The organism is Stenotrophomonas sp. AC248, from assembly GCF_979258185.1.
The window spans coordinates 3,836,373-3,862,770 of sequence record NZ_OZ409840.1 but is presented as its reverse complement, the minus strand read 5'-3'; the positions used below and the strand labels follow the sequence as shown (position 1 = coordinate 3,862,770).

General features: G+C 67.7%; 23 protein-coding genes and 1 pseudogene. 9 read left to right on the top strand and 15 right to left on the bottom strand.

What is annotated here, in order from left to right:
* Window positions 1–100: 100 nt before the first annotated feature.
* The 7 genes and pseudogenes from ACZ0AE_RS17360 to ACZ0AE_RS17330 all read right to left on the bottom strand — a co-directional run bounded on the left by ACZ0AE_RS17360 (window position 101) and on the right by ACZ0AE_RS17330 (window position 7,845).
* Window positions 101–1,444, bottom strand: a complete 1,344-nt coding sequence (locus ACZ0AE_RS17360; RefSeq protein ID WP_463601718.1) for a sensor histidine kinase — start codon at window positions 1,442–1,444, stop codon at window positions 101–103.
* Window positions 1,441–2,784 carry a sigma-54-dependent transcriptional regulator gene (locus tag ACZ0AE_RS17355; RefSeq protein WP_038686107.1) on the bottom strand — a complete coding sequence of 448 codons (1,344 nt, stop codon included), beginning with the start codon at window positions 2,782–2,784 and terminating at the stop codon, window positions 1,441–1,443. Before ACZ0AE_RS17355 ends, ACZ0AE_RS17360 begins: the two co-directional genes overlap by 4 nt.
* A gap of 79 nt (window positions 2,785–2,863) precedes the next feature.
* Complete coding sequence (locus tag ACZ0AE_RS17350; RefSeq protein WP_463601717.1) at window positions 2,864–3,265, bottom strand: PDZ domain-containing protein; 402 nt, start codon at window positions 3,263–3,265, stop codon at window positions 2,864–2,866.
* Between the two features lies 1 nt (window position 3,266).
* Window positions 3,267–4,487 carry an ABC transporter permease gene (locus tag ACZ0AE_RS17345; RefSeq protein ID WP_038686110.1) on the bottom strand — a complete coding sequence of 407 codons (1,221 nt, stop codon included), beginning with the start codon at window positions 4,485–4,487 and terminating at the stop codon, window positions 3,267–3,269.
* 16 nt (window positions 4,488–4,503) lie between these two features.
* Entirely contained in the window at window positions 4,504–5,805 is a 1,302-nt protein-coding gene (locus ACZ0AE_RS17340) for an ABC transporter permease (RefSeq protein ID WP_038686112.1), read from the bottom strand.
* A gap of 8 nt (window positions 5,806–5,813) precedes the next feature.
* Window positions 5,814–6,534, bottom strand: a pseudogene (locus tag ACZ0AE_RS17335) (ABC transporter ATP-binding protein).
* Window positions 6,535–6,576: 42 nt separating this feature from the next.
* Window positions 6,577–7,845, bottom strand: a complete 1,269-nt coding sequence (locus ACZ0AE_RS17330; protein WP_038686116.1) for an efflux RND transporter periplasmic adaptor subunit — start codon at window positions 7,843–7,845, stop codon at window positions 6,577–6,579.
* A gap of 204 nt (window positions 7,846–8,049) precedes the next feature.
* On the opposite strand from ACZ0AE_RS17330, the gene glmS reads away from it, so the two are divergent.
* From glmS to ACZ0AE_RS17315, 3 genes are all read left to right on the top strand, one after another.
* A complete protein-coding gene (gene glmS, locus ACZ0AE_RS17325) occupies window positions 8,050–9,891 on the top strand; it encodes a glutamine--fructose-6-phosphate transaminase (isomerizing) (protein ID WP_141059452.1) in 1,842 nt (613 codons plus the stop codon).
* 429 nt (window positions 9,892–10,320) lie between these two features.
* Window positions 10,321–10,752, top strand: coding sequence for a CBS domain-containing protein (locus ACZ0AE_RS17320; protein WP_038686119.1), 432 nt, complete (start codon window positions 10,321–10,323; stop codon window positions 10,750–10,752).
* The gene (locus tag ACZ0AE_RS17315) at window positions 10,749–11,096 is read left to right on the top strand and encodes a hypothetical protein (protein ID WP_463601716.1); all 348 of its coding nucleotides are present in this window, start codon (window positions 10,749–10,751) and stop codon (window positions 11,094–11,096) included. The genes ACZ0AE_RS17320 and ACZ0AE_RS17315 overlap by 4 nt, the downstream gene beginning before the upstream one ends.
* Window positions 11,097–11,238: 142 nt before the next feature.
* Here ACZ0AE_RS17315 and ACZ0AE_RS17310 read toward each other — a convergent pair whose 3' ends face one another.
* Together ACZ0AE_RS17310 and ACZ0AE_RS17305 are read right to left on the bottom strand one after the other, a co-directional pair.
* Window positions 11,239–12,711: a UdgX family uracil-DNA binding protein gene (locus ACZ0AE_RS17310; protein WP_463601715.1), complete on the bottom strand. Its 1,473-nt coding sequence runs from the start codon at window positions 12,709–12,711 to the stop codon at window positions 11,239–11,241.
* Window positions 12,708–13,979, bottom strand: coding sequence for a putative DNA modification/repair radical SAM protein (locus tag ACZ0AE_RS17305; RefSeq protein WP_463601714.1), 1,272 nt, complete (start codon window positions 13,977–13,979; stop codon window positions 12,708–12,710). The genes ACZ0AE_RS17310 and ACZ0AE_RS17305 overlap by 4 nt, the downstream gene beginning before the upstream one ends.
* Before the next feature lie 286 nt (window positions 13,980–14,265).
* On the opposite strand from ACZ0AE_RS17305, the gene ACZ0AE_RS17300 reads away from it, so the two are divergent.
* The gene (locus ACZ0AE_RS17300) at window positions 14,266–14,727 is read left to right on the top strand and encodes a DUF2846 domain-containing protein (RefSeq protein WP_241658972.1); all 462 of its coding nucleotides are present in this window, start codon (window positions 14,266–14,268) and stop codon (window positions 14,725–14,727) included.
* Window positions 14,728–14,799: 72 nt separating this feature from the next.
* Here the strand turns inward: ACZ0AE_RS17300 and ACZ0AE_RS17295 are convergent, their stop codons facing one another.
* Together ACZ0AE_RS17295 and gloA are read right to left on the bottom strand one after the other, a co-directional pair.
* On the bottom strand, window positions 14,800–15,234 hold the full coding sequence (locus ACZ0AE_RS17295; RefSeq protein WP_038686126.1) for a VOC family protein: 435 nt from the start codon (window positions 15,232–15,234) through the stop codon (window positions 14,800–14,802).
* Window positions 15,235–15,385: 151 nt separating this feature from the next.
* Complete coding sequence (gloA, locus tag ACZ0AE_RS17290) at window positions 15,386–15,913, bottom strand: lactoylglutathione lyase (RefSeq protein WP_038686128.1); 528 nt, start codon at window positions 15,911–15,913, stop codon at window positions 15,386–15,388.
* Between the two features lie 110 nt (window positions 15,914–16,023).
* Between gloA and ACZ0AE_RS17285 the strand changes: the two genes are divergently transcribed.
* A complete protein-coding gene (locus ACZ0AE_RS17285) occupies window positions 16,024–17,136 on the top strand; it encodes a PLP-dependent cysteine synthase family protein (RefSeq protein WP_038686130.1) in 1,113 nt (370 codons plus the stop codon).
* Between the two features lie 112 nt (window positions 17,137–17,248).
* Here the strand turns inward: ACZ0AE_RS17285 and ACZ0AE_RS17280 are convergent, their stop codons facing one another.
* The gene (locus ACZ0AE_RS17280) at window positions 17,249–17,644 is read right to left on the bottom strand and encodes a hypothetical protein (protein ID WP_447595785.1); all 396 of its coding nucleotides are present in this window, start codon (window positions 17,642–17,644) and stop codon (window positions 17,249–17,251) included.
* Window positions 17,645–17,801: 157 nt separating this feature from the next.
* On the opposite strand from ACZ0AE_RS17280, the gene ACZ0AE_RS17275 reads away from it, so the two are divergent.
* Window positions 17,802–19,835 carry a M3 family metallopeptidase gene (locus tag ACZ0AE_RS17275; protein WP_463601713.1) on the top strand — a complete coding sequence of 678 codons (2,034 nt, stop codon included), beginning with the start codon at window positions 17,802–17,804 and terminating at the stop codon, window positions 19,833–19,835.
* 402 nt (window positions 19,836–20,237) lie between these two features.
* On the opposite strand, the gene ACZ0AE_RS17270 is transcribed toward ACZ0AE_RS17275, so the two are convergent.
* Both ACZ0AE_RS17270 and ACZ0AE_RS17265 read right to left on the bottom strand, forming a co-directional pair.
* Window positions 20,238–21,038 (bottom strand): SDR family oxidoreductase, encoded by an 801-nt coding sequence (locus ACZ0AE_RS17270; RefSeq protein ID WP_463601712.1) that lies wholly within the window; start codon window positions 21,036–21,038, stop codon window positions 20,238–20,240.
* Window positions 21,029–21,622, bottom strand: coding sequence for a DUF1415 domain-containing protein (locus ACZ0AE_RS17265; protein ID WP_038686137.1), 594 nt, complete (start codon window positions 21,620–21,622; stop codon window positions 21,029–21,031). The genes ACZ0AE_RS17270 and ACZ0AE_RS17265 overlap by 10 nt, the downstream gene beginning before the upstream one ends.
* 254 nt (window positions 21,623–21,876) lie before the next feature.
* On the opposite strand from ACZ0AE_RS17265, the gene ACZ0AE_RS17260 reads away from it, so the two are divergent.
* From ACZ0AE_RS17260 to ACZ0AE_RS17250, 3 genes are all read left to right on the top strand, one after another.
* Window positions 21,877–23,343, top strand: a complete 1,467-nt coding sequence (locus ACZ0AE_RS17260; protein ID WP_463601711.1) for a benzaldehyde dehydrogenase — start codon at window positions 21,877–21,879, stop codon at window positions 23,341–23,343.
* Between the two features lie 14 nt (window positions 23,344–23,357).
* Window positions 23,358–24,482, top strand: coding sequence for an NAD(P)-dependent alcohol dehydrogenase (locus ACZ0AE_RS17255; protein ID WP_463601710.1), 1,125 nt, complete (start codon window positions 23,358–23,360; stop codon window positions 24,480–24,482).
* Between the two features lie 115 nt (window positions 24,483–24,597).
* On the top strand, window positions 24,598–25,698 hold the full coding sequence (locus tag ACZ0AE_RS17250) for a helix-turn-helix domain-containing protein (protein WP_463601709.1): 1,101 nt from the start codon (window positions 24,598–24,600) through the stop codon (window positions 25,696–25,698).
* 162 nt (window positions 25,699–25,860) lie between these two features.
* Here the strand turns inward: ACZ0AE_RS17250 and ACZ0AE_RS17245 are convergent, their stop codons facing one another.
* Window positions 25,861–26,343 carry a YajQ family cyclic di-GMP-binding protein gene (locus ACZ0AE_RS17245; protein ID WP_038686143.1) on the bottom strand — a complete coding sequence of 161 codons (483 nt, stop codon included), beginning with the start codon at window positions 26,341–26,343 and terminating at the stop codon, window positions 25,861–25,863.
* Between the last annotated feature and the right edge of the window lie 55 nt (window positions 26,344–26,398).

Below are 26,398 nucleotides of genomic sequence, written 5' to 3'. Positions count from 1 at the left end.
CGCTGGCCGGCAACCAAGCGATCCCGGTAGTGCCGGCCGCTGGCCGGCAACCCGACGATGCCAACGCCCCCGTAGTGCCGGGCTCTGCCCGGCAACCCGATCAAACCGGCAAAAAGATCGCCACGCACAACCCGCCTTCGCGGCGGTTCTGCAGCGAAATCCGACCGCCGTGCGCTTCCACGATTTCCCGGGTAAGCGCCAACCCCAACCCGGTGCCGTTGCGCTTGGTCGAGTAGAACGGCATCAACGCGTTCTGCAGCACGGCTTCATTCATGCCCTTGCCGCGGTCCAGCACTTCCAGGCGCAGCCACTGCGGCAGGCGGGTCAGGCGGACCTCGACATCATCATTGGGCGGCTCGGCATCGCCGCCCGCTTCATGTGCGTTCTTCAGCAGGTTCAGCAGCGCCTGGCCAAGCTGGGCGATATCCACCCGGCTGTGCAGGTCGTCGCCGATGCCCTGCATGCGGAATGGAATCTGGTGCTGCAGGCTGGTCAGGAACTGAATCCACTGCACGTTTTGCAGCTGCGGCTGCGGCAGCTTGGCAAAGCGCGCATAGCCGCGGATGAAGCCTTCCAGATGGCGCGCCCGCTCCTCGATGGTGGCGAACACTTCTTCCAGCCGCTCGGTCTTGCCACGCCGCACCAGCTCGCCGCCGGAATGGGCCAGCGAAGCGATCGGCGCCAGCGAGTTGTTGAGCTCGTGGCTGATCACCCGGATCACCTTCTTCCAGGTCTGCACTTCCTGGCGGCGCAGTTCGGCGGTGAGCAGGCGGATCAGCAGCAGGTCGTGCGGGCGGCCGTTGAGATGGAAGTTGCGCCGCGACAGGTGGTACACCTGCTCGTCTTCTTCATCGTCGCTGTCGTCCTGGCGAACCGCGAACAGGCTGTCGCCGCCGCGCACGATCGCATCGCGCAGTTCCACCGGCATCGTTTCCAGCACGTCCTGCATGCGCTGGCCTTCCAGCTTCCAGCCGTTGTGCAGCAGCTTGCGCGCGGCCAGGTTGGAGAACACCACGCGCTGGATGCCGTCGCCGCCGTTGGCCAGCAGCAGCATCGACACCGGCGTGTTCTGCACCATGGTGTCCAGCAGCAGTTCCCGTTGCACCAGCCCCTGGCGCTGTTCGCGCAGCACGTCGCCCAGCTCGCGGTGCGCCTGCACCAGGTCACCCAGTTCGTCGTCGCCCGGCCAGTACACCGAAAAATTGTATTCGCCGTCTCGGTAGCTGCTGGTGGTGCCCGACAACGCCCGCAGCAGCGAACGCACCGGCGCGGTGGCGCGGCGCAGGCTGAACCACATCACCGACAGCAGCACGACGATCGACACCACGCTGACCGCCCACCCATGGTCCAGCCAGAACGCCAGGTACCAGGGAAACGCAGCGGCCAGCGCCAGCACCGGCAGCAGGCGCAGGAACAGCCGGAAGGTGAAGGAGCGGCGTGTCATTCGCGCGGGATGCCGTGGCGATCCATGCGCCGGTACAGCGCCTGGCGGCTCAGGCCCAGCTCGGCGGCCGCCTGGGCGATGATGCCGTGGTTGTGGGCCAGCGCCGCTTCGATGCGGCTGCGATCCGGATCGGCGCTCGGTGCGGTGGGCCGCGCCGCTGCCGGCGCCCGCGGCAGGTTGAGGTCGGCCACTTCGATGCGCGCGCCCTGGGCCAGCAGTTCGGCGCGCTGGATGACGTTGCGCAGCTCGCGCACGTTGCCCGGCCAGGGGTGGCGCTGCAGTGCCGTGGCGGCCGCACTGGACAACGCCTTGCCGCCACTGAGGAAGCGTTCTGCCAGCGGCAGGATGTCGCCCGGGCGCTCGGCCAGCGGGGGCAGCGCCAGTTCAACGGTATTGAGGCGGTAGTAAAGGTCTTCGCGGAAGCTGCCGTCGCGGATCATCGCGGGCAGGTCGGCGTTGGTGGCACTGACCACGCGCACCTTGACCTGGCGTTCGCGGTTGGAGCCCAGGCGCTCGAAACGCCCGGTTTCCAGCACGCGCAGCAGTTTCATCTGTCCGCCCAGTGACAGGTTGCCGATTTCGTCGAGGAACAGCGTGCCGCCATCGGCAGCTTCGAATTTGCCTTCGCGGGCCTTGTTGGCGCCGGTGTAGGCACCGGCCTCGCTGCCGAACAGTTCGGCTTCGATCAGCTCGGCCGGAATGGCGCCACAGTTGAGCGCCACGAACGGGCCCTTGGCCACCAGCGAGTTGGCCTGGATGATCTCGGCGATCTTTTCCTTGCCGGCGCCGTTGGGACCGGTGATCAACACCGGCAGTGCCGAACGTGCGACCTGGCAGGCCAGGTTCACCACCCGCTCGCTGGCCGGATCGGCGACCACCGCGCCGCGCAGGTCATAGCGTGCTTCCAGCGCCGTGCGGTCGCGCTGCTCGCGGTCGCGCCGGCGGTCCAGCTCGCGACGCGTTTCGGACAGCTCCAATAGGTTGTTCACCGTGACCAGCAGTTTGCGGTCGTCCCATGGTTTGGCCAGATAGTCGGCCGCGCCGGCACGCACCAGGTCCACCGCGCTGCTGAGGTGGGTCCAGGCGGTCAGCAGAATCACCGGCAGGTCGGGGTGGCGTGCGCGGATCTGCTGGAACAGCGCTTCGCCTTCTTCGCCGGAGGTGGTGTCTTCGGTGAAGTTCATGTCCTGGATCACCAGGTCCACCGGCTGTTGTTCCAGCAGCGCCAGCCCGGCCTCGGGCGACAGCGCGTGCAGCGCGTCGATATCGTGCAGCGAGAACAGCACTTCCAGTGCGGTGCCGACGCTGGCGTTGTCATCAATGATCAGGATCGAAGGCATGCGTCGACAGGGCACCGGGAGAAGGACAGAGAGTACCGGAGCACGGCGCTGGCGGGCAGGGCCGCCGGCGCCGTCCCGGCTACCGCCGCGGTGGTGGTGGCGGTGGTGGCGGTGCAGGGGCCCGCGGGGGCAGCACCCCGCGCCACGCGGCGGTGGCCACCTGCACGGTCTGTTCGCGGCCGTCGCGCTGCACGGTCACCGGCACCGAGCCCGGGCCGCTGCGGCCCAGGGCGGTGGTCAGGTCATCCACGCTGCGCACCGGCTGCGTGCCCACCCGCAGCACGCGGTCGCCGGCACGCACGCCGAAATGCCCGGCTGGCGTGGCGTTGCGCACGCGCACCACGCTCTGTTCGGCATCCAGTGCCAGGTGATGGCCGTCTTCGCGCCAGTCCAGCCGCGATGACTCGCGGTGGGTGGCCGACAGCGGCGGGGCGCTGGCCAGCAGCAGGCACAGCGCCAGGGAAGGGGTAGGCAGGCGCATGTCAGGCACTCCGGGTGGCGATGGCCGGGGCCACGGCGGCGGCGCGGCGGGCCGGGCCGAACACCGCGATCTGGCCCAGCAGCCACAGCAGCACCGCGCCGATCGGCAGGTAGCTGATGGGCATGCGCGGCAGCTCGTAGGTGTTCATCAGCCACAGGTTGATTGTGTAGGCCATCAACATGCCCAGCACGATGCCCACCGTGGCCAGCAGGAAGTTCTCGGTCTGGAAGTAGCGCAGGATCTGCCCCCGCGTGGCGCCCAGTGCACGGCGGATGCCGATCTGCTTGGTGCGCTGCTGCACCCAGAAGCTGGCCAGGCCGACGATGCCCAGCGCGGTGACCACCAGCAGGGCCACGCACACGGTGATCAACAGGCCGACCATCGCGCGGTCATTGGCGAAGTACTTGTTGCGGGTTTCCTCGTAGGTGACCTTGGCCCGCACCAGGCGGCTGGAATCCACCCGTTCAAGTGCGGTCACGGCGGCCTTGAGCACTTCATCGCGGCGCGACGGGTCGGTAACCCGGATCAGGTAGAAGCCCATGTCGTAGGACATGCGGATCGGCAGCACCATCGAGTGCTGCGTATTGCCCTCGACCCGGCTGGGGCGACCCAGCACCTTGACCACGCCGGTCACGCGCAGCGGCATGCGGCCGCTGTACACCGTCTTGCCCAGTGCATCGCCGTCGGGGAAGAGCTTGTCGGCGGCGGACTTGGTCAGGATCACCGAGCTGCCCTTGGTTTCAGATTCGGGATCGTTGACGACCTCGTCGTACTCGCGGTACTCACCCGGCTGGAAGTCGCTGCCGGCGATCAGTTCGACGCCCAGCGTGTCCAGCGTGCCCTCGCGGGCGTAGTACTGCGCGGCGCTCAACGTCGGGCGTTCCTGGTCGGGAACGCGCGACAGGCTGCTGTTCCACGAGTTGCGGCGGAACGGCAGCTGGTTGATCGCCACCGCGCTCTTCACCCCGGGAATCCCGCGCAGCGCGGCCAGGTCTTCGCGGGTGCGGGCTTCAACGTTGACCTGCTTGCCGATGCCGCCGAGACGCACTTCCACCAGCTCATTTTCGGCGATGCCGCTGGGTTGGCTGATGGTGTCGATGCGCTGCCCGATCAGGAACAGCGCGTTGCAGACGATGGCGCAGGTAAGCGCGATCTCCAGCACGATCAACGCTGCGGCGGTCTTGTGCCGGCGCAGGGTGGACAGGATGGGACGGATATCCATGATGTGCTCCGGTGCCTTACTGCGATTTGAGTTGGATGGCGGGCGCAACCTGCATCGCGCGCAGCGCGGGCAGGAATCCGGCCAGCAGGCTGGCCACCAGGGTCAGGCCGAAGGTGAGCAACAGCATCTGCCCGTCCAGCGTGGCCAGCTTGGCGTACTCCACCGGCTGCTGGCGGACCGCATACAGGCCGACCAGGGCCAGGCCGAGCCCCAGCACACCACCGGCCAGGCCGACGGTGCCGGCTTCAACCAACGACTGCAGGAAGATCTGTCCGCGGCTGGCGCCCAGTGCGCGACGCACGCCGATCTCGCCGCTGCGGCGCAGGAATTTGGCCAGCAGCAGGCCCACGGTGTTGATCAGGCAGACCAGCAGGAAGCCCATCGCCAGCCACAGCTGCAGGCGCACATCGCTGGGCACCACCTGCTTGTAGTCCAGCCACTCCATCACGTTGCGCAGCCGCACGTTGGCCGGGCGCTCGAAACGACCGGCCGCCTTCTGCTGGGCCGAGTAGTTGTCCAGGTAAGCGCGGTAGCTGGCTGCATCGGCGGCCGAGGGCAGTTCCACCCAGTACTGCAGCCAGGTGCAGGGCGCGTTGATGGCTTCCGAGTCGCCGTTGCTGTTGCCCCAGCAGTTCATGTTGCCGTTGCGGCCCAGCTTGAGGTCCATGGCCGTGGCGAACGGCAGGTACACGTCTTCGCTGCCGCCATAGCGGCCGGTTTCCAGGTCGTAGAAGTGCGGGTTCGGGGCCCACTCGTCGAGCACGCCGACCACGGTGAACACGTGGCCGTCCATGCGCAGCGGCTTGCCGATGCTGTCGGCACCGTCGAACAGCTTCTGGTTGAGTGTGCGCGAAATCACCGCGACCCGCGCGCGCCCTTCGTCATCGCTGGTCGGCCAGGCGCGGCCGTACAGGAACGGGGTGTCGAACATCGGGAAGAAGTCGGTGGAGGTGTAGCGTGCGTCCGTATCGAAGGGCCGCAACGAGGCCTTGTCCGATTCGACAGTCACGCCGCCACCGGTCATTACCGCCTGGTGCTTTGCGTGCTTTTCGCGCAGCAGGGCTTCACCATCGAAACGGGTCATCTGGTCTTCCGGCTCTTCGCCGGCCTGGTAGCCCAGCATCGGCCGCGGATCGACCTGCACGGCGAACAGGCGATCGCTCTTCTGTGGGATCGGGTCGCCAGACAGCACATGGAACACGGTGAGGGTGGTCATCGACGCACCGATGCCCAGCGCGATGGCGATCACCATCAGCGCGGTCAGCACCTTGTTGCGCCGGAAGCTGCGCAGGGCCAGTCGGAAGTAGTAGGCGAACATGGCAGGCCTCAGTCGTTGACGGTGACGATGGCGGGGCGCGGGGTGCGCCAGCACCGGTTCGCGCACCAGGTCGGTGGCCTGGCCGTCGACGATGTGCACGTTGCGCTGCGCGCGCGCGGCCAGTTCCGGATCATGGGTCACCATGACGATGGTGGTGCCGGCGGCGTTGATTTCCTCCAGCAGCTCCATGACGCCGCGCGCCATCTGGCTGTCCAGGTTGCCGGTCGGTTCATCGGCCAGCAACAGGCGCGGGCTGCCGGCCAGGGCGCGCGCGATCGCGGCACGCTGCTGCTGCCCGCCGGACAGTTCGGCCGGGAAGTGCTTCATGCGCGAGCCCAGGCCAACCTGGCCCAGCGCCTTTTCGATGCGCTGCTTGCGCTCGGCGGCCGGCATACCGCGGTAGCGCAGCGGCACGTCCACGTTGTCGAACAGGTTGAGGTCGGAGATCAGGTTGAAGCCCTGGAAGATGAAGCCGATCTTCTGGTTGCGCAGGCGGCTGCGCGCGTCATCGCCGAGCTTGCTCACGTCCTGCCCATCGAGCAGGTAGGTGCCGCTGGTGAAGGTTTCCAGCAGGCCGGCGATGTTGAGGAAGGTCGTCTTGCCCGACCCGGACGGGCCGGTGACAGCGACGAACTCGCCCTCGCGCACGTGCAGGTCGAGCGACCGCAGGGCATGGGTTTCCACCTGTTCGGTACGGAACACTTTGGCGACCGAGCGCATCTCGAGCATGACTGTTTTCCTTTGCAGTTCGTTCAGAAGGATGGAGAGGGATCAGTTGATGGACACCTGTTCGGCATCGCCGAACAGGTCGCTGCCAGACACCACGACGCGGTCGCCGGGCTGCAGGCCAGAGAGGATTTCCACTTCGCCCAGGCTGCTTACGCCCAGCTTCACCGGGCGACGCACGGCGGTGCTGCCGCTCATCACGTAGGCCTGGCCGTTGCCCTGTTCGACGAAGGGACCGCGCTCGATCTTGAGCACGTTGCGGCGCGTATCCAGCACCACCCGCGCCTGCATCCGCTGGCTCTGGCGCAGGCCCTGCGGCTGCTTGTCGGAGAAGCGGATGCGGGCATTCACTTCACCGGCCACCACCTCCGGGGACACCGCGCTGATTTCACCGGGGAAGGGCTGGCCGTTGCCGCTGGTCAGCTGCGCCGGGATGCCGATCGCCAAGTCGCGGGCGAAGCTTTCCGGTACCTTGATTTCGATCTCGAAGCGCGACAGGTCGACCACGCCCAGGATCGGCGCATTGGCGATCACGTTGGTGTGCTGGGTGGCCTGCACCTGGCCCACCTGGCCGTCGAACGGTGCGCGCAGGGTGAGCGCGTCCACCTGGCGCTGCACTTCGGCCACCACCGCCTTCTGGCGCTCGGCCAGCAGGTGCTTGTTGCGTGCGTCCAGGTCCGCGCCCTGGCCCTGCAGGCGCGCGTCGGTCTGTGCGTTGGCCAGCTGGATGTCGGCCTTTTTCAGGCTGTCGTTGGCCTTGGCCAGGTCGATCTGCGGCACCGCGCCGCCGTCGAAGCCGCGCTGGTAGCGCTGCAGGTCGCGCTCGGCGGCCTGGCGCTCGATGCTGGCCTGGTCGGTTTCCTTGCGCGCCTTGGCCCGGGCCAGGGTGGCATCGAGATTGGCGCGGCTGGCTTCGGCTTCCAGGCCGGCCAGGGTGGACTGCTCCTGGGCCAGCTTGCTGCGCAGCTCGGGGCTGTCGATCACCGCCAGTTCCTGGCCCTTCTTGACCACGTCGCCGGCGACCACCTTCAGGTCCACGGTGCCGGCCGAGATGGCGTACAGGATCGGACTGTTGGCCGCGATCACCCGGCCGTCGGCGGCGATGTCCCGCACCAGGTCGCCGCGCGTGACTTCGGCCACGCGCACCCGGGCACTATCGAAGGACCGGCTGGCGCCGAGCCAGGCACGGGCGGCAAAGCCGATGGCCAGCAGCACCACCAGCGCGGCCAGGCCCGGCCACAGCCAGCGCTTCCACGGGGCAGGGGTGCCGGCAACGGAGAGGGTCTGGTCCTGTGCGGAAGTGTCGCGGATCATCGGGCTCGTTCGCGGTTGGGTTGCCCAGTACAAAGCACACCGCGTGCCAACTTTTCGGCCATTGAAATCAATGGGTTGCATGCGCCACCGGAGTGTCCGGGCGTCCGCGGACAGTGCCCCGGACACTTTCGTTAAGCGGACAGGCGCCAAGCGTCCCCGGCCGCCACGCTAGAATGCAGGCATCAACGGCAGGGATCAGAAACTATGTGCGGCATTGTGGGAGCGATCGCCAATCGCGACGTGGTACCGGTACTCATCGAAGGACTGAAGCGGCTGGAGTATCGCGGCTACGATTCCTCCGGCATTGCCGTGATCGACCGCTCCGCTGCCCAGGCCGACGTGCGCCGGGTGCGCCGGACCGGCCGCGTGGCCGAGATGGAGAAGGCCGCAGCCGCGGAAGGCTTCGACGCGCTGCTGGGCATCGGCCACACCCGCTGGGCCACCCACGGCGGCGTGACCGAAGCCAACGCCCATCCGCACATCAGCCACGGCGTGGCGCTGGTCCACAACGGCATCATCGAAAACCACGAAGAACAGCGCGAGAAGCTGCGTGCGCTGGGCTACGTGTTCGAGTCGCAGACCGACACCGAGGTCATCGCGCACCTCATGCACCACCACCTCAAGGGCGGTGACAGCCTGCTGACCGCGCTGCAGCACACCGTCAAGGAGCTGACCGGTGCCTACGCGCTGGCGGTGATGAGCCGCGCCGAGCCGGACCACTTCGTCTGCGCGCGCATGGGCTGCCCGTTGCTGGTGGGTCTGGGCGAGGGCGAGAACTTCGTGGCCTCGGACGTCTCGGCCATCGTGTCGTCCACCCGCCGGGTGATCTTCCTGGAAGAGGGCGACACCGCCGACATCCGCCGCGACGGCGTGCAGGTGTTCGACGAGCACAACCAGCCGATCGACCGCGGCGTGCACCTGTCCGACGTGTCGCTGGCCTCGCTGGAACTGGGCCCGTACCGCCACTTCATGCAGAAGGAAATCCACGAGCAGCCGCGTGCGCTGGGTGACACCATCGAAGCGGCGATCGACGCCGGCGGGTTCCCGGCCGAGCTGTTCGGCAAGAATGCCGAAGCGGTGCTGTCGGGCATCGAGGGCGTGCAGATCCTGGCCTGTGGCACCAGCTACTACTCCGGGCTGACCGCGCGTTACTGGATCGAGTCGATTTCCGGGCTGCCGTGCAGCGTGGAAATTGCCAGCGAGTACCGCTACCGCGCCGCGTATGCCAACCCCAAGCACCTGATCGTGACCATCTCCCAGTCCGGCGAAACGCTGGACACGATGGAAGCGCTGAAGTACGCCAAGTCGCTGGGCCACCTGCACACGCTGTCGATCTGCAACGTGCCCGAAAGCGCGATCCCGCGTGCCAGCGAACTGGTGTGCTACACGCGCGCCGGCGCCGAGATCGGCGTGGCCTCGACCAAGGCGTTCACCACGCAGCTGGCCGCGTTGTTCCAGCTCACCGTGGTGCTGGGCAAGCTGCACGGGCGGGTGGATGCCGCGCAGGAAGCCGAGTACCTGGAGCAGCTGCGCTTCCTGCCGGGCAGCGTGCAGCACGCGCTGAACATGGAGCCGCAGATCGCCGCCTGGGCCGAGCGCTTCGCGCGCAAGAGCAGTGCGCTGTTCCTGGGCCGTGGCCTGCATTACCCGATCGCGCTGGAAGGCGCGCTCAAGCTGAAAGAGATCACCTACATCCACGCCGAAGCCTACCCGGCCGGTGAGCTCAAGCACGGCCCGCTGGCGCTGGTGGACGAAGACATGCCGGTGGTGGTGATCGCGCCGAACGACAGCCTGCTGGAGAAGGTCAAATCCAACATGCAGGAAGTGCGTGCGCGCGGTGGCGAACTGTTCGTGTTCGCCGACCAGGACAGCAACTTCGTTGAATCCGAGGGCGTGCATGTGATCCGCACCCCGCGCCACGCCGGCGTGCTCAGCCCGGTGGTGCACACCATTCCGGTGCAGCTGCTGGCCTACCACACCGCACTGGCACGTGGCACCGACGTGGACAAGCCGCGCAACCTGGCCAAGAGCGTGACGGTGGAATAAACGCGCGCGCAGGCGATGTGGATAGGGAGAAGGGGGCCGCGAGGCCCCCTTTTTCGTGCGCATTGGGTTGGGGGAGCAGCCACCCATGGGGTCGCTCTACGCCCGTATTCATCGGTAGAGCCACGCCATGCGTGGCCGCCTTTTGATCCGGCGCCGACGCAGCCACCCGTGGGGTGGTGCCACATGCGGCAGAGGGCCGTGAAACTTTAGTCGTGGGCCGCGGCTGCATTCAGCGACGGTTTTAGTCGCGGTGCCATTCTCGGGGTCGTCAGCGGTTTCGACGACGAACTGTCCCAGATTTGCAAACTCCTGGGCCAAGCCGCAGTCGTAGAATCAAGTGACCGAGGACCGGGCAGACGCATGGCGCCGCCTCCCTCGCTGCAACCAGGCGCACCTCTCGACTTCAGTAACCTGTAACAGGAAACAAGAATGAACGTCCGCGAACTCCTGCAATCCAAGAAAGATGCAATCGTCACCATCGATGTCGAGGACACCATCGGTGCCGCCGCGCACAAGATGAGCGCGCACAAGATCGCTGCCCTGGTGGTGATGAAAGACGATGCCCCGGTGCGGATCATTTCCGAGAAGGACATCGTGCGCAGCCTGGCCGATGACGGCCCGCAGGCAGGTCGCCGGGTGATCGCCAGCTTGCCGTCGGCAGGTCTGGAAGGCATTGCCCCGGACGCAACGCTGAAGCAGGCCATGGCGCTGATGACCTACTCGCGCCACCGCCACCTGATGGTGACTGAAGATGCCAAGCTGGTCGGCATCCTGAGCCTGGGCGATATCGTCAAGAACCTGCTCAGTGAGCTGGAGCTTGAGAAGGCGGTCCTGCAGGACATCTACATGGCGGCGCATTGACGCCAGCCCATGGCATCGCGGACAGGTGCCGACCCCGCGTCGGCACGCGTCTCCGTCGCATCGCTGTTGGACTGTTCAACCTGCTGCTGATTCCGGCGGGATATGCCACCACCCAATGTCCCCCTGAAGCCGGCCACAAGCCCGAGTGGATCGGCTGGTTGGCGGTGGCGCTGCTGGGCGGCGGCCTGATCGCGGGCCCGCTGCTGGCATGGTGGGTCTTCGCGCGCAGCAAGGGCGCACGGCCGGGCTGGCGCGTAGTGACCGCCTTCGCCGGGCTGCTGCTGATGCTCGGCCTGTGGGCGGGCTGCGGCGCACTGGCCGGCCACCTCATCCTGAGCTGCTGATCGGTAGTGCCGGCCGCTGGCCGGCAACTGCTAATCGGTAGTGCCGGCCGCTGGCCGGCAACCGTTAATCGGTAGTGCCGGCCGCTGGCCGGCAACCCCTGACGCATCCAAAGCAGCGTACGCCGCGCAACGCCGCCCTGCATCACCCCTCGTGCCGATCATCCAGCAACCGCCGCAGATCCTCCACCAGCCCCCGATACGCCGCCTCCCGCGCCTCGCCCTCGCCCTGACGCAGCACCCACGCCGGGTGCACCGTGGCGAACGCGCGGGTGCCGTCGTCCAGCGCGTGCCAACAGCCGCGCTTCTCCATCAGGTTGAAGCCCGCACCGAACACGGCAGTAGCTGCGGTGGCTCCCAGGCACACGATCACCTGCGGGCGCACGTTCTCAATTTCGGCCATCAGCCACGGTTTGCACGCAGTGACGTGGGTCATCTGCGGCGTGCTGTGGATGCGCCGTTTACCGCGCCGCTCAAACCGGAAGTGCTTCACCGCATTGGTCATGTACAGCGTGCTGCGGTCGATATCCAGTTCGGCCAACGCGCGGTTCAACAGCTGCCCGGCCGGCCCCACGAACGGGTGCCCGCTCAGGTCTTCGCTGTCGCCGGGCTGCTCGCCCACCAGCATCACCTTGGCGTTCTGCGGCCCTTCACCGAACACCGTCTGGGTGGCCGGTTCCCATAGTGGACAGCGGCGGCACCCCATGGCCGCCGTGCGCAGCGCATCCAGGTCATCGCCGTTGGCGGTGGCCGGCGCACGCGCGGTAATCCGGCGGTCGGGAATGCGGCGCTGCGGTGCCTGCACGTCGCGGTCATGCATCTCCTGTACGCGATCGCCAGCGTCGCGCACCAGCATCGGCAGCAGCGTTGCTTCAGGCAGGTGTTTCCAGTACCTGGCGGGCATTTCCTGCCGCATCATGCGCGTGTTGAGCCGGGCCGGGTTGAAGATATTGGCGTAGTAGGTGCGCCACAATTCTTCGCGCGCGTCCTCGCGCGGCGCCTGCTCCTGGCTGCCGCCGGGGCCGAATGACAAAGTGCTGCCATCCCATCGCGCGCTGCGCGTCGGGGTCAGGATCGCCCACCGCATGCCGGCGAAGCGACGCGCGAAGAAGGGCGCCACCCGGTCCACGATGTGGTGGTCTGGCTCGAACCAGGCAATGAACGCCTCTTGCTCGCCGGGTACTTCCCGGAAGCGCACGAACGCCTTCATTTTGTGCGCATCGCGGCGTACTGCCTGCGCCAGGGCCATGGCGCGCACCACGTCGGGGTCGGCCGGGTTGGTCAGCAGCCGGCGCTCGCCGTGGGTGATCCGCCACAGCATGCGGTACAGCAGCGCCAGCCGCTGCGGCTCACGGTGGCACAGGCAGGTGGCGGCCAGTTCGAGAAAATCACGGGGTACCGCGGCCTGCGTTGGCGTGGGCTCCACCGGTAGCGGCGCATCCAGCACCGAAGGGGCATCGAGCAGCGAGCGGTCGCCGGCATCGAGCCAGTCCAGCTGGGGCGGTGTTACCTGTCGCTGCAACGCCGCCCGCGCTACCGCGCGCCATGCCTCCACCGACCACGCCGGGTCCACCCGCGCGCTCCAGCGCTGCAGGTCCGTACGTGCCGGACCAGTCAAAACAACGCACCCTGCTTCGGTGGCGGCGCCAATCGCGCGCGCAGGGTGGCAGGATCATCCAGCTGCTTGCGGGGATGGTGGTCGGCCAGCTGGACGAACGGCAATAGTTTGCTCATCGGCGCGCGCAGCCGGGCCACGTCGGCCACCCGCAGGCGGCCATGGCGGCGCGCCATCAACACGCGCTTGACGTTGCGCACGCCCAAGCCGGGAATACGCAACAGCAATTCCTTCGGCGCCGTATTGACGTCCACCGGAAAACGCTCGGGGTGTCGGATCGCCCAGGCCATTTTCGGATCGATGTCCAGGTCGAGCATGCCGCCCTGGGTGGTGTCGGTAATCTCTTCCACCCCGTAGCCGTAAAAGCGCAGCAGCCAGTCGGCCTGATACAGCCGGTGCTCACGCGCCAGTGGCGGCGCTTGCAGCGGCAGCGCTTTGCTGGCATCGGGGATCGGGCTGAACGCGGAATAGTAAACCCGGCGCATGTGGTAATTGCCATACAGGTTGTCCGCCGCGCCCAGGATCTGCTGGTCGCTCGCGCCGTCGGCGCCGACGATCATCTGTGTACTTTGCCCGGCCGGTGCGAAGCGCGGCGCTCGCGGTTTCCGGGTGCGCGGGGCCGGGTCGGCCAGCGGCAGGGCAGCGGTCGCCTTGCGCGCCTCCTTGGCCTCCTCGATCCGCCAGCTGAGCTCGCCCATCGCGCCACGGATGGAGGGCATCGACTTTTCCGGGGCGTAACTGGCCAGTCCGTCTTCGGTGGGCAGTTCGATGTTGATCGACAGCCGATCGGCATAACGCCCGGCGGCAGCCAGCAGTTCCGGCGAGGCCTCGGGAATGGTCTTCAGGTGGATGTATCCGGCGAACCGATGTTCCTGGCGCAGCACCCGCGCCACTTCCACCATGCGTTCCATCGTGTAGTCGGCGTTGCGGATGATGCCGCTGGAAAGGAACAGGCCCTCGATGTAATTGCGCTTGTAAAAATCCATGGTCAGCGCGACCACCTCGTCCACGCTGAAGCGCGCCCGCTGCACGTTGCTTGATACCCGGTTCACGCAATAGGCGCAGTCGTAGATGCAGAAGTTGGTCAGCAGGATCTTCAGCAACGAGACGCACCGCCCATCCGGGGTATAGCTGTGACAGATCCCCGCGCCCTCGGTGCTGCCGATGCCACCGGATTTGACCGAGTTCCGCTTTCCCGCGCCGCTGGAGGCGCAGGAGGCGTCGTACTTGGCGGCATCGGCGAGGATGGCGAGCTTGCGCAGGGTGTCCATGCGGGCACCCTAAGCAGGGGCGATCTCATCCAGTGAGATTGGCGGCGGCGCACCCTGAAGCGTTCACGGCCCGCTGCTGGAACGGTCTGTCGGCTCGCGCTGCGCGCCCATTCACGTTCTTCACGTTCCCGGCTAGACTTCGCCCCGGTGCCGCAGGCGCCGGCAGGGAAGCAGACGGGCCAGGAACGGCACGGCAACACGGCATCCGTGATTGCGCGCAGTGTTTGGCCTGGTATGTCCCCTCCGGAGTCGCGTCGCCTCTCATCCAACCATCAGGGGGCAGTACGTGAACAGGATTTCGTTGCTGGGATTGGCCGCGGCCATCGCCATGTTGTCTGGCTGTGCAAGCGTGCCGATGGCCGACAAGGGCATGGTCGAAACCGCCAAGACCTTCCCGACGCCCGAAGCGGGCACCGCCGGGGTGTATGTGTTCCGCAACAGCTTCGTCGGCAAGGCGCTGAGGAAGGACATCTGGATCGATGGCGAATGCCTGGGTGAAAGCGCCGACAAGGTGTTCTTCTACACCACGGTGCCGGGCGACCGTGAGCACACCTTCTCGACCGAATCGGAGTTCTCGCCGAACGACCTGAAGGTGCAGACCGAATCGGGCCGCAACTACTTCATCCAGCAGTCGATCCGGATGGGCGTTTTCGTGGGCGGTGCCAAGCTGGACGTGGTGCCCGAAGCCGACGGTCGCCGCCAGGTGGCCGGGTTGAAGATGGCCCGCAAGGGCACGTGTTCGCGCTGATCCGCGCACGATGCTGACCGGGCGGGCGCGCATGGCGTGCCCGTCCCGGGACGGAACGACGGGCGCGGCCGTCTACTGCGAGAAGCTCACCTTCACCGCATCGGCGCTGTAGTCGGCCGGACCGTGGTAGACCACTTCGATGTTGTTGCCATCCGGATCGATCGCGAACGCGGCGTAGTAGCCCGGGTGGTACGGGCGTTCGCCGGGCGCGCCGTTGTCCTTGCCACCGGCGGCCAATGCGGCCTGGTGGAACGCCTCGACGGTGGCGCGGTCGCGGGCCTGGAAGGCCAGGTGGTGGCGGCCGGTGAGCTGGCCGGCGGCGGCCTCGCTGCTGGCAGTGGAAATAAACAGTTCGTCGGCCCAGAAATAGGTGTCGCCTTCACCGGCGATGGGGATGCCGATGCTGTCGAACACCGCCTGGTAGAAGCGGCGGCTGGCGGCCAGGTCCTTGACCACCAGTTGCAGATGGTCGATCAGGCGACCCCGGTACAGTTCCATGGTTTCCATGCGCACTCCTCGGCTTGGGCAGGTGCGCAGGTATACCACCGGTGCAGCGCGGCGGCATGTCCGCCGCGTGCACGTTGCTGACCCGGCGGCGGTGTGCCGACCCTGCGACGGTGTGCCGACCACCGGTCGGCACCTACCGGATGCAGCGCTCTCAGGCGATCGGGGTGTTGGAGATGATCTCCACCCAGTAGCCGTCGGGGTCCTTGATAAAGGCCAGGTGTTTCATGCGGCCGTCTTCCAGGCGCTTCTGGTAGGGCACCTGCAGGTCATCGAAGCGCTTGCAGGCGGCCTGGATGTCCGGCACCGACACGCAGATGTGGCCGAAGCCGCGCGGGTCGCTGTTGCCGTCGTGGTACACCGCGCCGGGCTGGGTTTCGGTGCCGTGGTTGTGGGTCAGCTCCAGCACGCCGGGAATGCCGGCCATCCACACCCGGCGCGCGTCGTCGCCCTCGGGGATCTGGGTGCCGGCCGGCAGCAGGGCCAGGAAGTACAGGCTGAACTGGGCTTCGGCGAAGTCGCGCTGGTCGATCAGGCGGAAGCCGAGCACGCGGGTATAGAAGTCCAGCGAGGCGGCGATGTCCTTCACGCGCAGCATGGTGTGGTTGAACACGAAACCGGTGGTTTCGGCCGGCGGCTGGGCGGCAACGCCGGGCTGGGACTGCAGGGAAGCAACGCTCATGGGGGAATCCTGTGGCAGCGGGGGCCGTGGGTTCACGGCCATGGCGTCCATTTTAGCGGGGGGACTGCAAGGCGACGTAGAATGCTGCGTCTCCTTGCACAGTCCTGGCCATGTCGCAGCGTGAATGGGTGGCTGCCGCCATCCGCAAGATCGAAGCCGATTTCAACCGTTCGGCCGATACCCACCTGATCCCGATGGATCTGCCCGGGCATGCCGGCATCGACCTGTACTTCAAGGACGAGTCCAGCCACCCCACCGGCAGCCTCAAGCACCGTCTGGCGCGCTCGCTGTTCCTGTATGCGCTGGCCAACGGCTGGCTGCGCGAGGGACGCCCGGTGATCGAGGCCTCCAGCGGCTCCACGGCGGTGTCCGAGGCATATTTCGCGCGGCTGCTGGGCCTGCCGTTCATCGCGGTGATGCCGGCCACTACGTCACCGGAGAAGATTGCCGCGATCGAGTTCCATGGCGGCCGTTGCCACTTGGTCGAGCGTGCCTGCGACCTGAACTGCGATTCGGAAAAGCTGGCGCGCGACACCGGCGGCCACTTCATGGACCAGTTCACCTACGCCGAGCGGGCCACCGACTGGCGCGCCAACAACAACATTGCCGAGTCCATCTTCAAGCAGATGGCCGAAGAGCCGCACCCGGTGCCGGAGTGGATCGTGTGCAGTCCGGGCACGGGCGGCACCGCGGCCACGCTGGGCCGTTACGTCAGCTATCGCCGGCACGACACCCGCATCCTGTGCGCCGACCCGGAAGTGTCGGTGTTCTACGACGGCTACTGCGCGGCCCTGGCCGGGCAGCCGTGGCGCGAGCTGACCTGCAGCGGCGGCTCGCGCGTGGAAGGCATCGGTCGGCCGCGGGTGGAATCCAGCTTCATTCCGACCAGTGTGGATGCCATGGTGAAGGTGCCCGATGCACTGAGCCTGGCCGCGATGCGGCATGTGAGCCGGCAGTTGGGCCGCCGCGTGGGCGGCTCCACCGGCACCAACTTCATCGGCGTGCTGCAGGCGGCGGAGATGATGCGCAAGGCCGGCCGCAGCGGCTCGATCGTGACCATCCTGTGCGACAGCGGCGAGCGCTACGCGCACAGCTACTACAACCCGGACTGGTACCCGCGCCAGGGCATCGACGTGGAGCAGGCCGACGCGCTGATTGCCGCGGCGGTTGCCGGGCAGGGGCTGCCGGAACTGCCGTGTGCGTCGTTGGAAGGATTGTACTGAAGGTAGAGCCGACCGTTGGTCGGCTGCTCTTGCCGTGACGCCGGAAATCAGCCGACCAACGGTCGGCTCTACCCCCTGTGCGCGCGGGACGGCAGCCGACCAGCGGTCGGCTCTACGCCTGTACGCGCTGGTAGGCGTCCAGGACGGTGTCGCGCAGTACCGGCGGCAGCGTTTCATACGTGGCCGCCAGGTCGTCGAACTGCAGGGCCAGGTCCACGTCCAGGCGCTGGCCGGCCTGCACGGCCAGGATGACCAGCAGTGTGCACAGCACGAATTCGCGTTCGTGGCCCGGCGCGTAGTGCGCGGCGCCGCGTTCGATCACTTCGTAGGGATACCAGAGCTGGTCCTCGTGCAGCCGGCCCTGCTGCGCCCCCACCACCTGCTGCAGCGCCGTGCGGTGGCGCGCCTGTTCGTCGGGGTGGCCCAGCGCGGCAATCCAGTCCAGTTCGGCGTGGCTGGCGGTGCCGATCAGCGCGAACGCCGGCAGGGTGTGGGTGACATCATCCATGATCGCTCCGGACCGCCACGGTGGGGTCTTCAGCGTCGGTCCGGCGCCGTCAGCCGCGCGTGAACATCGGCGTGCCGTACCGGCGCAGGGCTTGTGCCGGGGTGGGGGCGATGCCATATCGTGGGCGAATGCCGCTGTGCGGCCCCGTTGTCTGGAGATGCCTGTGACCCCCACCAACCCCCTGCTCGACTTTTCCGGCCTGCCGCGCTTCGACGCGATCCAGCCCGAGCACATCGGCCCGGCCATCGACGCGTTGCTGGCCGACGCCGAAGCCGCGGTGAAGGCCGCCGAAACCGTCAGCCCGGTCACCTGGGCCAGCTTCGTGGTGCCGCTGGACGATGCCACCGAACGCCTCTGGCGCGCCTGGGGCCAGGTGGGCCACCTGCAGGGCGTGGTCAACACGCCGGCGTTGCGCGAGGCCTACAACGCCACCCTGCCCAAGGTGACCCGCTTCGGCAGTGCGCTGGGCCAGAACCTGGCGCTGTTCGAGCAGTACCGGCGCTTGGCGGCCGCCCCCGAAGCCGCCGGTTTTGATGAGGCCCAGCGCAAGGTGCTGGACAACGCGCTGCGCGATTTCCGCCTGGGCGGTGCCGAGCTGGACGACGACGCCAAGGCGCGCTTCAGCGCGATCAAGGAAGAACTGTCGGCGCTGTCGGCGAAGTTCTCGCAGAACGTCCTGGACGCCACCGATGCATGGTCGCTGCACGTCGAAGACCGCGCCGAGCTGGAAGGGCTGCCCGAGGACGTGGTCGCATCCGCACGCGCCGCCGCCGAAAAGGACGGGCTCCCCGGCTGGAAGCTGACCCTGCAGATGCCGTGCTACCTGCCGGTGCTGACCTACGCCACGCATCGCCCGCTGCGCGAAACGCTGTACCGCGCCAACGCACTGCGTGCCTCGGAATTCGGCGATGCCGCGCTGGACAACAGCGCCAACATCGACCGCGTGCTGGCTCTGCGCGCGGAACTGGCCGCGCTGCTTGGCTTTGACAACTATGCCGCCTATTCCATCGCCACCAAGATGGCCGAAGACCCCAACCAGGTGCTCGGCTTCCTGCGTGACCTGGCCGCGCGCGCCAAGCCGCACGCGCAGCGCGACCGTGCCGAACTGGATGCCTTCGCCCGCGACGAACTCGGCCTGCCCGCGCTGGAAGCGTGGGACCTCGGGTTTGCCAGCGAGAAGCTCAAGCAGGCCCGGTACAGTTATTCCGAGCAGGAGGTGAAGCAGTACTTCACCGAGCCGAAGGTGCTGGCCGGTCTGTTCGGCGTGATTGAAGGCCTGTACGGCCTGCAGGTGCAGCCCGACAGCGCGCCGGTGTGGCACCCGGACGTGCGCTTCTTCCGCCTGGTGGATGCGCAGGGTGCGCTGGTCGGCCAGTTCTATCTGGACCTGTACGCACGCGAGGGAAAGCGCGGTGGTGCGTGGATGGATGACTGCCGGAACCGGCGTGACACCGCCCAGGGCGTGCAGACGCCGCTGGTGTACCTGGTGTGCAACTTCGGCAAGGGCGCCGACGGCGCGCCGGCCACCTTCAGCCACAGCGACGTGACCACCCTGTTCCACGAAATGGGCCATGGCCTGCACCAGCTGCTCACCCGCATCGGCGAGCTGGGCGTGGCCGGCATCAATGGCGTGGAATGGGACGCGGTGGAGCTGCCCAGTCAGTTCATGGAGAACTTCTGCTGGGAGTGGGCGCGTGTGCAGGCGATGACCGCGCACGTGGACAGCGGTGAACCGCTGCCGCGCGCGTTGTTCGACCGCATGCTGGCCGCGCGCAACTTCCAGAGCGGCATGTTCACCGTGCGCCAGCTGGAATTCGCGCTGTTCGACATGCAGCTGCACAGCAGCTTCGACCCGGTCCAGGACACCGTGCTGCAGCTGCTGGAACGCGTGCGCGACGAGGTGGCGGTGAACCGGCCGCCGGCCTGGAACCGCTTCCCGCATCAGTTCAGCCACATCTTCGCGGGCGGGTATGCCGCCGGTTACTACAGCTACAAGTGGGCCGAAGTGCTCAGCGCCGACGCCTACGCCGCGTTCGAAGAGGCACCGGACCAGGTGGCGGAAACCGGCAAGCGCTTCCGCGACGAAGTGCTGTCGCGCGGTGGCAGCCGCAGTGCGGCGGAGAACTTCGCGGCGTTCCGCGGGCGTGCACCGAACGTGGATGCGCTGCTGCGGCATAACGGCATGGCGTGATGCCGGGCCGGTGGTGCCGGCCGCTCGAAATGCAAAGGGCGTGATTCCCGGTCCGGTGCAGCCGGCCGCTCGAAATGCACATGGCATGATCCCGGGCGGTGGAGCCGGCCGCTCGAAATGCAAAGGGTGTGATCCCGGTAGTGCCGGCCGCTGGCCGGCTCCCCGGGATGCATGACACCGTGCGCCGGTGGGATAGCGCAGAGCCGGCCAGCGGCCGGCACTACCGGGCATCGTGACCGTGTGTCCGACGCCGATGCGCACCGACCGTTGGTCGGTACGCACACCCGTCAATCACACGTGCATGCCACCCCGGTAGGCACCGACCGTTGGTCGGTGCGCGCGCCATCAATCACATGCAGACGGCACCCCCGGTAGGTACCGACCGTGGGTCGGTACGCCCCGCTATTCGGCGTAGATCATCTTCCGGGTCATGCCGCCATCCACGATGTGGTCCTGGCCGGTGATGAAGCCGGACAGGTCCGACAGCAGGAACACCGCCAACGCGCCGATGTCTTCCGGCTGGCCCACGCGGCCCACCGGGTGCTGGGCGTGGTCGCGGCGCGACAGCTTCGGCGTGCGCCGCCGCGCCGGGGCCTGCCAGGCGTCGGTGGTGATCCAGCCCGGGCTGATGCAGTTCACCCGCACGGCCGGGCCTTCGCTGATCGCCAGCGCATGGGTAAAGGCCACCAGCCCGCCCTTGGCCGCCGCATAGGCTTCGCTGTCCGCCTCGGACTGGCCGGCGCGGGTGGAGGCGATGTTGAGGATGCGCCCGCCGTGCTCGCGCAGTGCCGGCAGCGCGTGCTTGCTGCACAGAAAGGCCCCGTGCAGGCTCGACAACCGGCGCTGCCATTCGGCCAGCGGCATCTGCGCCAACGGGGTGCCATGCGCCGCGGCAATGCCGGCATTGTTGACCAGCCCGTCGATGCGCCCGAAACGCTTCAGCGCGGCTTTCACCAGCGCCTGCACGCTGCGCTCGCTGGCCACGTCCGCGCGCTGGAAGGCCGCCCGCTCGGGCAGCGCCCATTCTTTCAGGCAGGCCTTGCCAGCGTCGGCATCCAGGTCGGCAATCACCACGCTGCCACCTGCGCCCAGCACCGCCTGCGCGATGCCGCGGCCCACGCCCTGCGCACCGCCGGTGACGATCACCACGCGGTCGCGCAGCGGCTGCGTGGCCCAGTCGGTGATCGGCGGCGTCAGTGGCATCGCGAGTTGTCCTTGCGCCCCAGCAGGCGGGTCCAGCCTTCCACGCCCAGCTTGTCCAGCGTCTCGATGTTGCGCTCCACGATCACGTCCGGGTCCGGGAACGCCGCCACCGCACGTTCCACGCTGTCTTCGCGCAGCAGGTGCAGGGTGGGGTAGGGCGAGCGGTTGGTGTAGTTGCTCACATCGTCCGGTGCCACGCCCTCGAACTGGTACTGGGGGTGGAAGCTGGCCACCTGCAGGATGCCCTGCAGGTCCAGCGCCTCGATCGCCGCGTCGGCGTTGTCGAGGAAATCGTTGTAGTCCAGGAAGTCGGTCAGCACGTACGGGTGCACGATCAGCGTGGTGTCGGTCTCTTCCGGCGAGGTGTCGCGCAGGCGCAGCAACTCCTCGGCCAGCTCTTCCACCAGCGCTTCAGGCGTGGTGGCATCGCTGAGCACGAATCGCACCTGGTGCTTTACATACACCGCCTTGGCGAACGGGCACAGGTTCAGCCCGATCACGATCTGCTCCAGCCAGGTGCGGGTTTCGGCGATGAAGTCGGTGCCGTCCGGGGCGCTGTCGTCGGTGAAGGCGTGATCATTCATGGCGGGCGGTATCGCGGGCTGGGCAGGCGATTGTACGGCGCATGGCCGCACGCACGCGTGGTGGCGCCGTTGGCATGGACACCACTGTCCATTAACTGGACACCGGGCATGCTTGAAAACCCTTTACCGGCAGGGGCTTGCGCGTTTCCCGCGCACGGCCAATAGGCAGTGCGGCGCGGCAGGTATCCAATGCCAGGGTGAACCATGTGCAGAAGACGGCCATGCGGCCGTGCTTCGTCAAAAGGAGCCAACAGATGCATGCAACCTCGGAATTCCTCCCCACCGCGCTGTGGTCCGGCAAGCTGTTCGACGGCCAGTGGCAGTCCGGCGCCAGCACCCAGGACGTGATCGAACCGGCCACCGGCACCGCCCTGGGCCAGATCGCAATGACCAACCCGGCCGGCATCGCCGCCGCCGCCAGCACCGCCGCCACCGCCCAGCGCGACTGGGCCGCCGCCCCCTACGAAACCCGCGCCCAGGTGCTGCGCCGCGCTGCGCAGCTGGCCGAGCAGTACAACGATGAGATCGTGGAATGGCTGGTCCGCGAGAGCGGTTCAACCCGGCTCAAGGCCGGCTTTGAGGCCAAGGTGAACACCAAGGCGCTGCATGAAGCCGCGGCGCTGCCGTCGCGCAGCATCGGCGAAGTACTGCCGTCCGAGCCCGGCCGCCTGAACCTGGCCCGCCGCCGCCCGCTGGGCGTGGTCGGCGTGATCGCCCCGTTCAACTTCCCGCTGTACCTGGCCATGCGCGCGGTTGCCCCGGCGCTGGCGCTGGGCAATGCGGTGGTACTCAAGCCCGACCCGCGCACCGCAGTGTGCGGTGGCTTCGTGATCGCGCGGCTGTTCGAACTGGCCGGGTTGCCGGCCGGTCTGCTGCATGTGCTGCCCGGCGACGGTGCGGCCGGCGCCGCGCTGACCAGCGACCCGAACATCGCGATGATCCAGTTCACCGGGTCCACCGGTGCCGGGCGCAAGGTGGGCGAAGCGGCCGGCAAGCACCTCAAGAAAGTGTCGCTGGAGCTGGGCGGCAAGAACTCGCTGATCATCCTGGACGACGCCGACATCGACCTGGCCATCGCCAATACCGCGTGGGGCGTGTACCTGCACCAGGGCCAGATCTGCATGGCCACCGGTCGCGTGCTGGTCCAGCGCAGCCTTTATCCGCGGTTCCTGGAAAAGCTGGTGGCCAAGGCGAAATCGCTCAAGGTCGGCAACCCGGCCACCGGCGATGTGGCCATCGGCCCGCTGATCAATGCCCAGCAGCGCGACCATGCCGCGAAGATCGTGGCCGACGCGCAGGCGGCCGGTGCCACGCTGGCCACCGGCGGCAGCTACCAGGACCTGTTCTTCGAGCCGACCGTGCTCAGTGACGTGGGCCGCGACAATCCCGCCTTCCACGAAGAGATCTTCGCGCCGGTCGCGGTGGTGGTCCCGTTCGACACCGACGACGAGGCCGTGGAACTGGCCAACGACAGCGAGTACGGCCTGTCGATGGCGATCGTGTCCAGCAACGTGGGCCGCGCGCTGAAGCTGGGCGAACGCCTGCGTACCGGCCTGCTGCACATCAACGACCAGACCGTGAACGATGAAGTGATCAACCCGTTCGGCGGGGTGGGCGCGTCCGGCAACGGCACCAGCATCGGCGGCCCGTCCAACATCGACGAGTTCACCCAGTGGCAGTGGCTGACCGTCAAGGGCGAAGCGCCCGCCTACCCGATCTGAACAAGGAAACGAGCATGACCACTACAGCAGAACTGCGCGACATCACCGTGGCCGTGGTGCGCGAGAAAGAACAGCCCTTCACCATCGAACCGGCGCGCATCCGCGCCCCGCAGGACGACGAAGTGCTGGTGCGCGTGATCGCCACCGGCCTGTGCCATACCGACCTGATCGTGCGTGACCAGTACTACCCGGTGCCGCTGCCGGCGGTGCTCGGGCATGAAGGCGCGGGCATCGTCGAAGCGCTCGGCCCGGGCGTGAAAGACCTCAAGGTGGGCGACCACGTGGTGCTCACCTACGGCGCCTGCGGCCACTGCAATCCGTGCAGCGGCGGGCATGGCGCGTACTGCAAGGATTTCTTCGGGCTCAATTTCGGCGGCGGCGAGCTGGACGGCAGCACCGCCATCCAGGACCCGGACGGCAACCCGCTGCACGATCATTTCTTCGCGCAGTCCTCGTTCGCCACGTATGCGCTGAGCCGCGAGAACAACGCGATCAAGGTGCCCGATGACGCCCCGATCGAACTGCTGGGTCCGCTGGGTTGCGGCATCCAGACCGGTGCCGGTGCGGTGATCAACTCGCTCAAGGTCACTGCCGGCAGCAGCTTTGCCAGCTTCGGCGCGGGCGCGGTGGGCCTGAGCGCGGTGATGGCCGCGCACGTGGCCGGTGCCACCACCATCATCGCCATCGATGTGGTGCCGTCGCGCCTGGAACTGGCCAAAGAGCTGGGCGCCACCCATGTCATCAACAGCCGTGAGGTTGATGTGGTCGACGCCGTGCGGGAGATCACCGGTGGCGGAGCCACCTTCGCACTGGAATCCACCGGCCGCCCCGAGGTGCTCGCGCAGGGCATCGAAGCGCTGGGCGGGCGCGGTGTGATCGGCGTGGTGGGCGCGCCGAAGCTGGGCACCAAGGCCGAGTTCGACGTCAACAACCTGCTGCTGGGCGGGCGCAGCATCCGCGGCATCGTCGAAGGCGACAGTGTGCCCAAGGTGTTCATTCCGCAGCTGGTGCAGCTGTACCAGCAGGGCCGCTTCCCGTTCGACAAACTGGTGAAGTTCTACCCGCTGGACCAGATCAACCAGGCCGCCGAAGACAGCACCCGCGGCATCACGCTCAAGCCGATCCTGACCATCGGGTAGTGCCGGCCGCTGGCCGGCAGCACGATGAAACGCTGCGTCGCAGGCCGTGGGGCCTGCGACGGTGCAGTCAGTCAGGTTGGCGGGTGTACGCTCCAGATCCGGTTTGGAGGATCCCATGGGCGGCATGCAGCTGGAGCAGCAACAGGCATTGGCAGCGGCGCGCCAGCGTTTCGCCGACGGCGGGGCGCTGGCCGAGTCGTTGCTGGCCCCGTCCGTGCAGCGCTCTTGGGAGCGCTCGCGGCTGGCCGGCGTGCAGCCGCGCCAGGAACCGCATTACGCCCCGTTGGCCGCATCCGGGCCACGCCTGGACGACCCGGCCGACCGCCGCTTGGCGCGCTGCGTGCGCGATGACCTCGACCATCTCTGGGCCGCCTTCGGTGGCCGCCAGTGGACGCTGTTCTGCGTCAACGCCGGGGGCATGATCGTGGCCCAGCGCGAGCATGGCCTGGCCGATGTGCCGGTGCTGCGCCCGATCCAGGTGGGCCGGCGACTGCGCGAGATCGACATCGGCACCACTGCACCGGCCTGCAGCCTGGCCGACGACGCGCCCGCGCTGGTGCGCGGCAATGAACACTACCTGGACCGGTTCGCCGCGGTGTTCTGCCTGAGCGTGCCGCTGCATGGGCTCGATGGCGAAGTGCTCGGCGCACTGGACATCACCGGCACCGGCGACCGCGATGCCGAACTGCTGCACGGGTATTTCCGCCAGGCGGCGCTGTCCACCGAAAACCGGCTGATGATCGAACACCGGCCCTGCCACCTGCTGGCCGTGCAGCACGATGCGCGCTGGCTGCAGTCACCGTTGCAGGGGCTGCTGGCCGTCGAGGAAGACGGCCGCGTGCGCGCGGCCAACCGGGTGGCGCGCCGCTTGTTCGGCCTGCCACGGCGCGGGCCGTTGCCGCTGCTTGCACTGGAGGGCCTGTTCGCCGGCGCCAGCGTGCATCAGCGACGGCGGTTGCTGCAGACCGGGCCTGCGCACCGGGTGCGTATCGGCGAAGACACCGCGGTGTATGTGCAGTACCTGCGCGGGCCGGTGGCGGCGCGCGCGGGCGTGCGGATTGAGGCTGCGGCGGGTCAGGCGGCTGCGCCATCGTTGCGTGCGCTCAACGCGCAGGGCGTGCGTGAGGCGGTTGCCGCGCACCACGGCAACATTGCGGCGGCGGCACGGCAGCTGGGGATTTCGCGGACGACGTTGTACCGGCACCTGCGCGGCTGAATCTGCGGGGTGCCGGCCAGCGGCCGGCAGTACCCGTGCGCGTTGGGGGGTTGCGTGGTTGCCGGCCAGCGGCCGGCACTACCTGTGCGCGTTGGGGGCTTGTGGGGTTGCCGGCCAGCGGCCGGCACTACCGCCCGGGGGCGCGCGGGCGATCGGGTGCGATCAATCGCGGAAATTGTCGAACTGCAGCGGGACCTCGAAGGTTTCCTTCTTCAGCAGCGCGATCGCATCCTGCAGGTCGTCGCGCTTCTTGCCGTTGACGCGCAGCTTGTCGCCGTTGATCTGGCTGTCCACCTTCAACTTGCCTTCCTTCAATTTCGCCGCGATCTGCTTTGCGACCTTCTGTTCGATGCCCTGCTTGACGGTCACCTTCTGGCGCGCACCGGCCAGGTTGGTCTCGACGTCGCCGAACTCCAGGCAGCGCACGTCGATGCCGCGCGCGATCAGGCGCGCACGCAGGATGTCGGTCATCTGCTGCAGCTGGAAATCGCTCGGCGCGGACTGGCTGATCACGCTGTCTTCCAGCACGAACTTGGCCTCCACGCCCTTGAAATCGAAGCGGGTCGACAGCTCGCGGTTGGCCTGGTCGACCGCGTTGGTCAGTTCGTGGGTGTTGACTTCGGAAACGACGTCAAAGGAAGGCATGGGGAAACTCCAACGGGTGAATGCCGTCATTCTAACCACCCCGGCATGGACGGCC

Bases quoted from the DNA above. Each gene is read 5' to 3' on its own strand.
- ACZ0AE_RS17295 (WP_038686126.1), bottom strand. From the start codon at position 15,234: ATGGAAACCATGGAACTGTACCGGGGTCGCCTGATCGACCATCTGCAA.
- ACZ0AE_RS17250 (WP_463601709.1), top strand. From the start codon at position 24,598: ATGGGCGGCATGCAGCTGGAGCAGCAACAGGCATTGGCAGCGGCGCGC.
- ACZ0AE_RS17345 (WP_038686110.1), bottom strand. From the start codon at position 4,487: ATGGATATCCGTCCCATCCTGTCCACCCTGCGCCGGCACAAGACCGCC.
- ACZ0AE_RS17340 (WP_038686112.1), bottom strand. From the start codon at position 5,805: ATGTTCGCCTACTACTTCCGACTGGCCCTGCGCAGCTTCCGGCGCAAC.
- gloA (WP_038686128.1), bottom strand. From the start codon at position 15,913: ATGAGCGTTGCTTCCCTGCAGTCCCAGCCCGGCGTTGCCGCCCAGCCG.
- ACZ0AE_RS17245 (WP_038686143.1), bottom strand. From the start codon at position 26,343: ATGCCTTCCTTTGACGTCGTTTCCGAAGTCAACACCCACGAACTGACC.
- ACZ0AE_RS17255 (WP_463601710.1), top strand. From the start codon at position 23,358: ATGACCACTACAGCAGAACTGCGCGACATCACCGTGGCCGTGGTGCGC.
- ACZ0AE_RS17355 (WP_038686107.1), bottom strand. From the start codon at position 2,784: ATGCCTTCGATCCTGATCATTGATGACAACGCCAGCGTCGGCACCGCA.
- ACZ0AE_RS17275 (WP_463601713.1), top strand. From the start codon at position 17,802: ATGCCTGTGACCCCCACCAACCCCCTGCTCGACTTTTCCGGCCTGCCG.
- ACZ0AE_RS17265 (WP_038686137.1), bottom strand. From the start codon at position 21,622: ATGAATGATCACGCCTTCACCGACGACAGCGCCCCGGACGGCACCGAC.
- ACZ0AE_RS17260 (WP_463601711.1), top strand. From the start codon at position 21,877: ATGCATGCAACCTCGGAATTCCTCCCCACCGCGCTGTGGTCCGGCAAG.
- glmS (WP_141059452.1), top strand. From the start codon at position 8,050: ATGTGCGGCATTGTGGGAGCGATCGCCAATCGCGACGTGGTACCGGTA.
- ACZ0AE_RS17305 (WP_463601714.1), bottom strand. From the start codon at position 13,979: ATGGACACCCTGCGCAAGCTCGCCATCCTCGCCGATGCCGCCAAGTAC.
- ACZ0AE_RS17320 (WP_038686119.1), top strand. From the start codon at position 10,321: ATGAACGTCCGCGAACTCCTGCAATCCAAGAAAGATGCAATCGTCACC.
- ACZ0AE_RS17330 (WP_038686116.1), bottom strand. From the start codon at position 7,845: ATGATCCGCGACACTTCCGCACAGGACCAGACCCTCTCCGTTGCCGGC.
- ACZ0AE_RS17350 (WP_463601717.1), bottom strand. From the start codon at position 3,265: ATGCGCCTGCCTACCCCTTCCCTGGCGCTGTGCCTGCTGCTGGCCAGC.
- ACZ0AE_RS17280 (WP_447595785.1), bottom strand. From the start codon at position 17,644: ATGGATGATGTCACCCACACCCTGCCGGCGTTCGCGCTGATCGGCACC.
- ACZ0AE_RS17285 (WP_038686130.1), top strand. From the start codon at position 16,024: ATGTCGCAGCGTGAATGGGTGGCTGCCGCCATCCGCAAGATCGAAGCC.
- ACZ0AE_RS17270 (WP_463601712.1), bottom strand. From the start codon at position 21,038: ATGCCACTGACGCCGCCGATCACCGACTGGGCCACGCAGCCGCTGCGC.
- ACZ0AE_RS17360 (WP_463601718.1), bottom strand. From the start codon at position 1,444: ATGACACGCCGCTCCTTCACCTTCCGGCTGTTCCTGCGCCTGCTGCCG.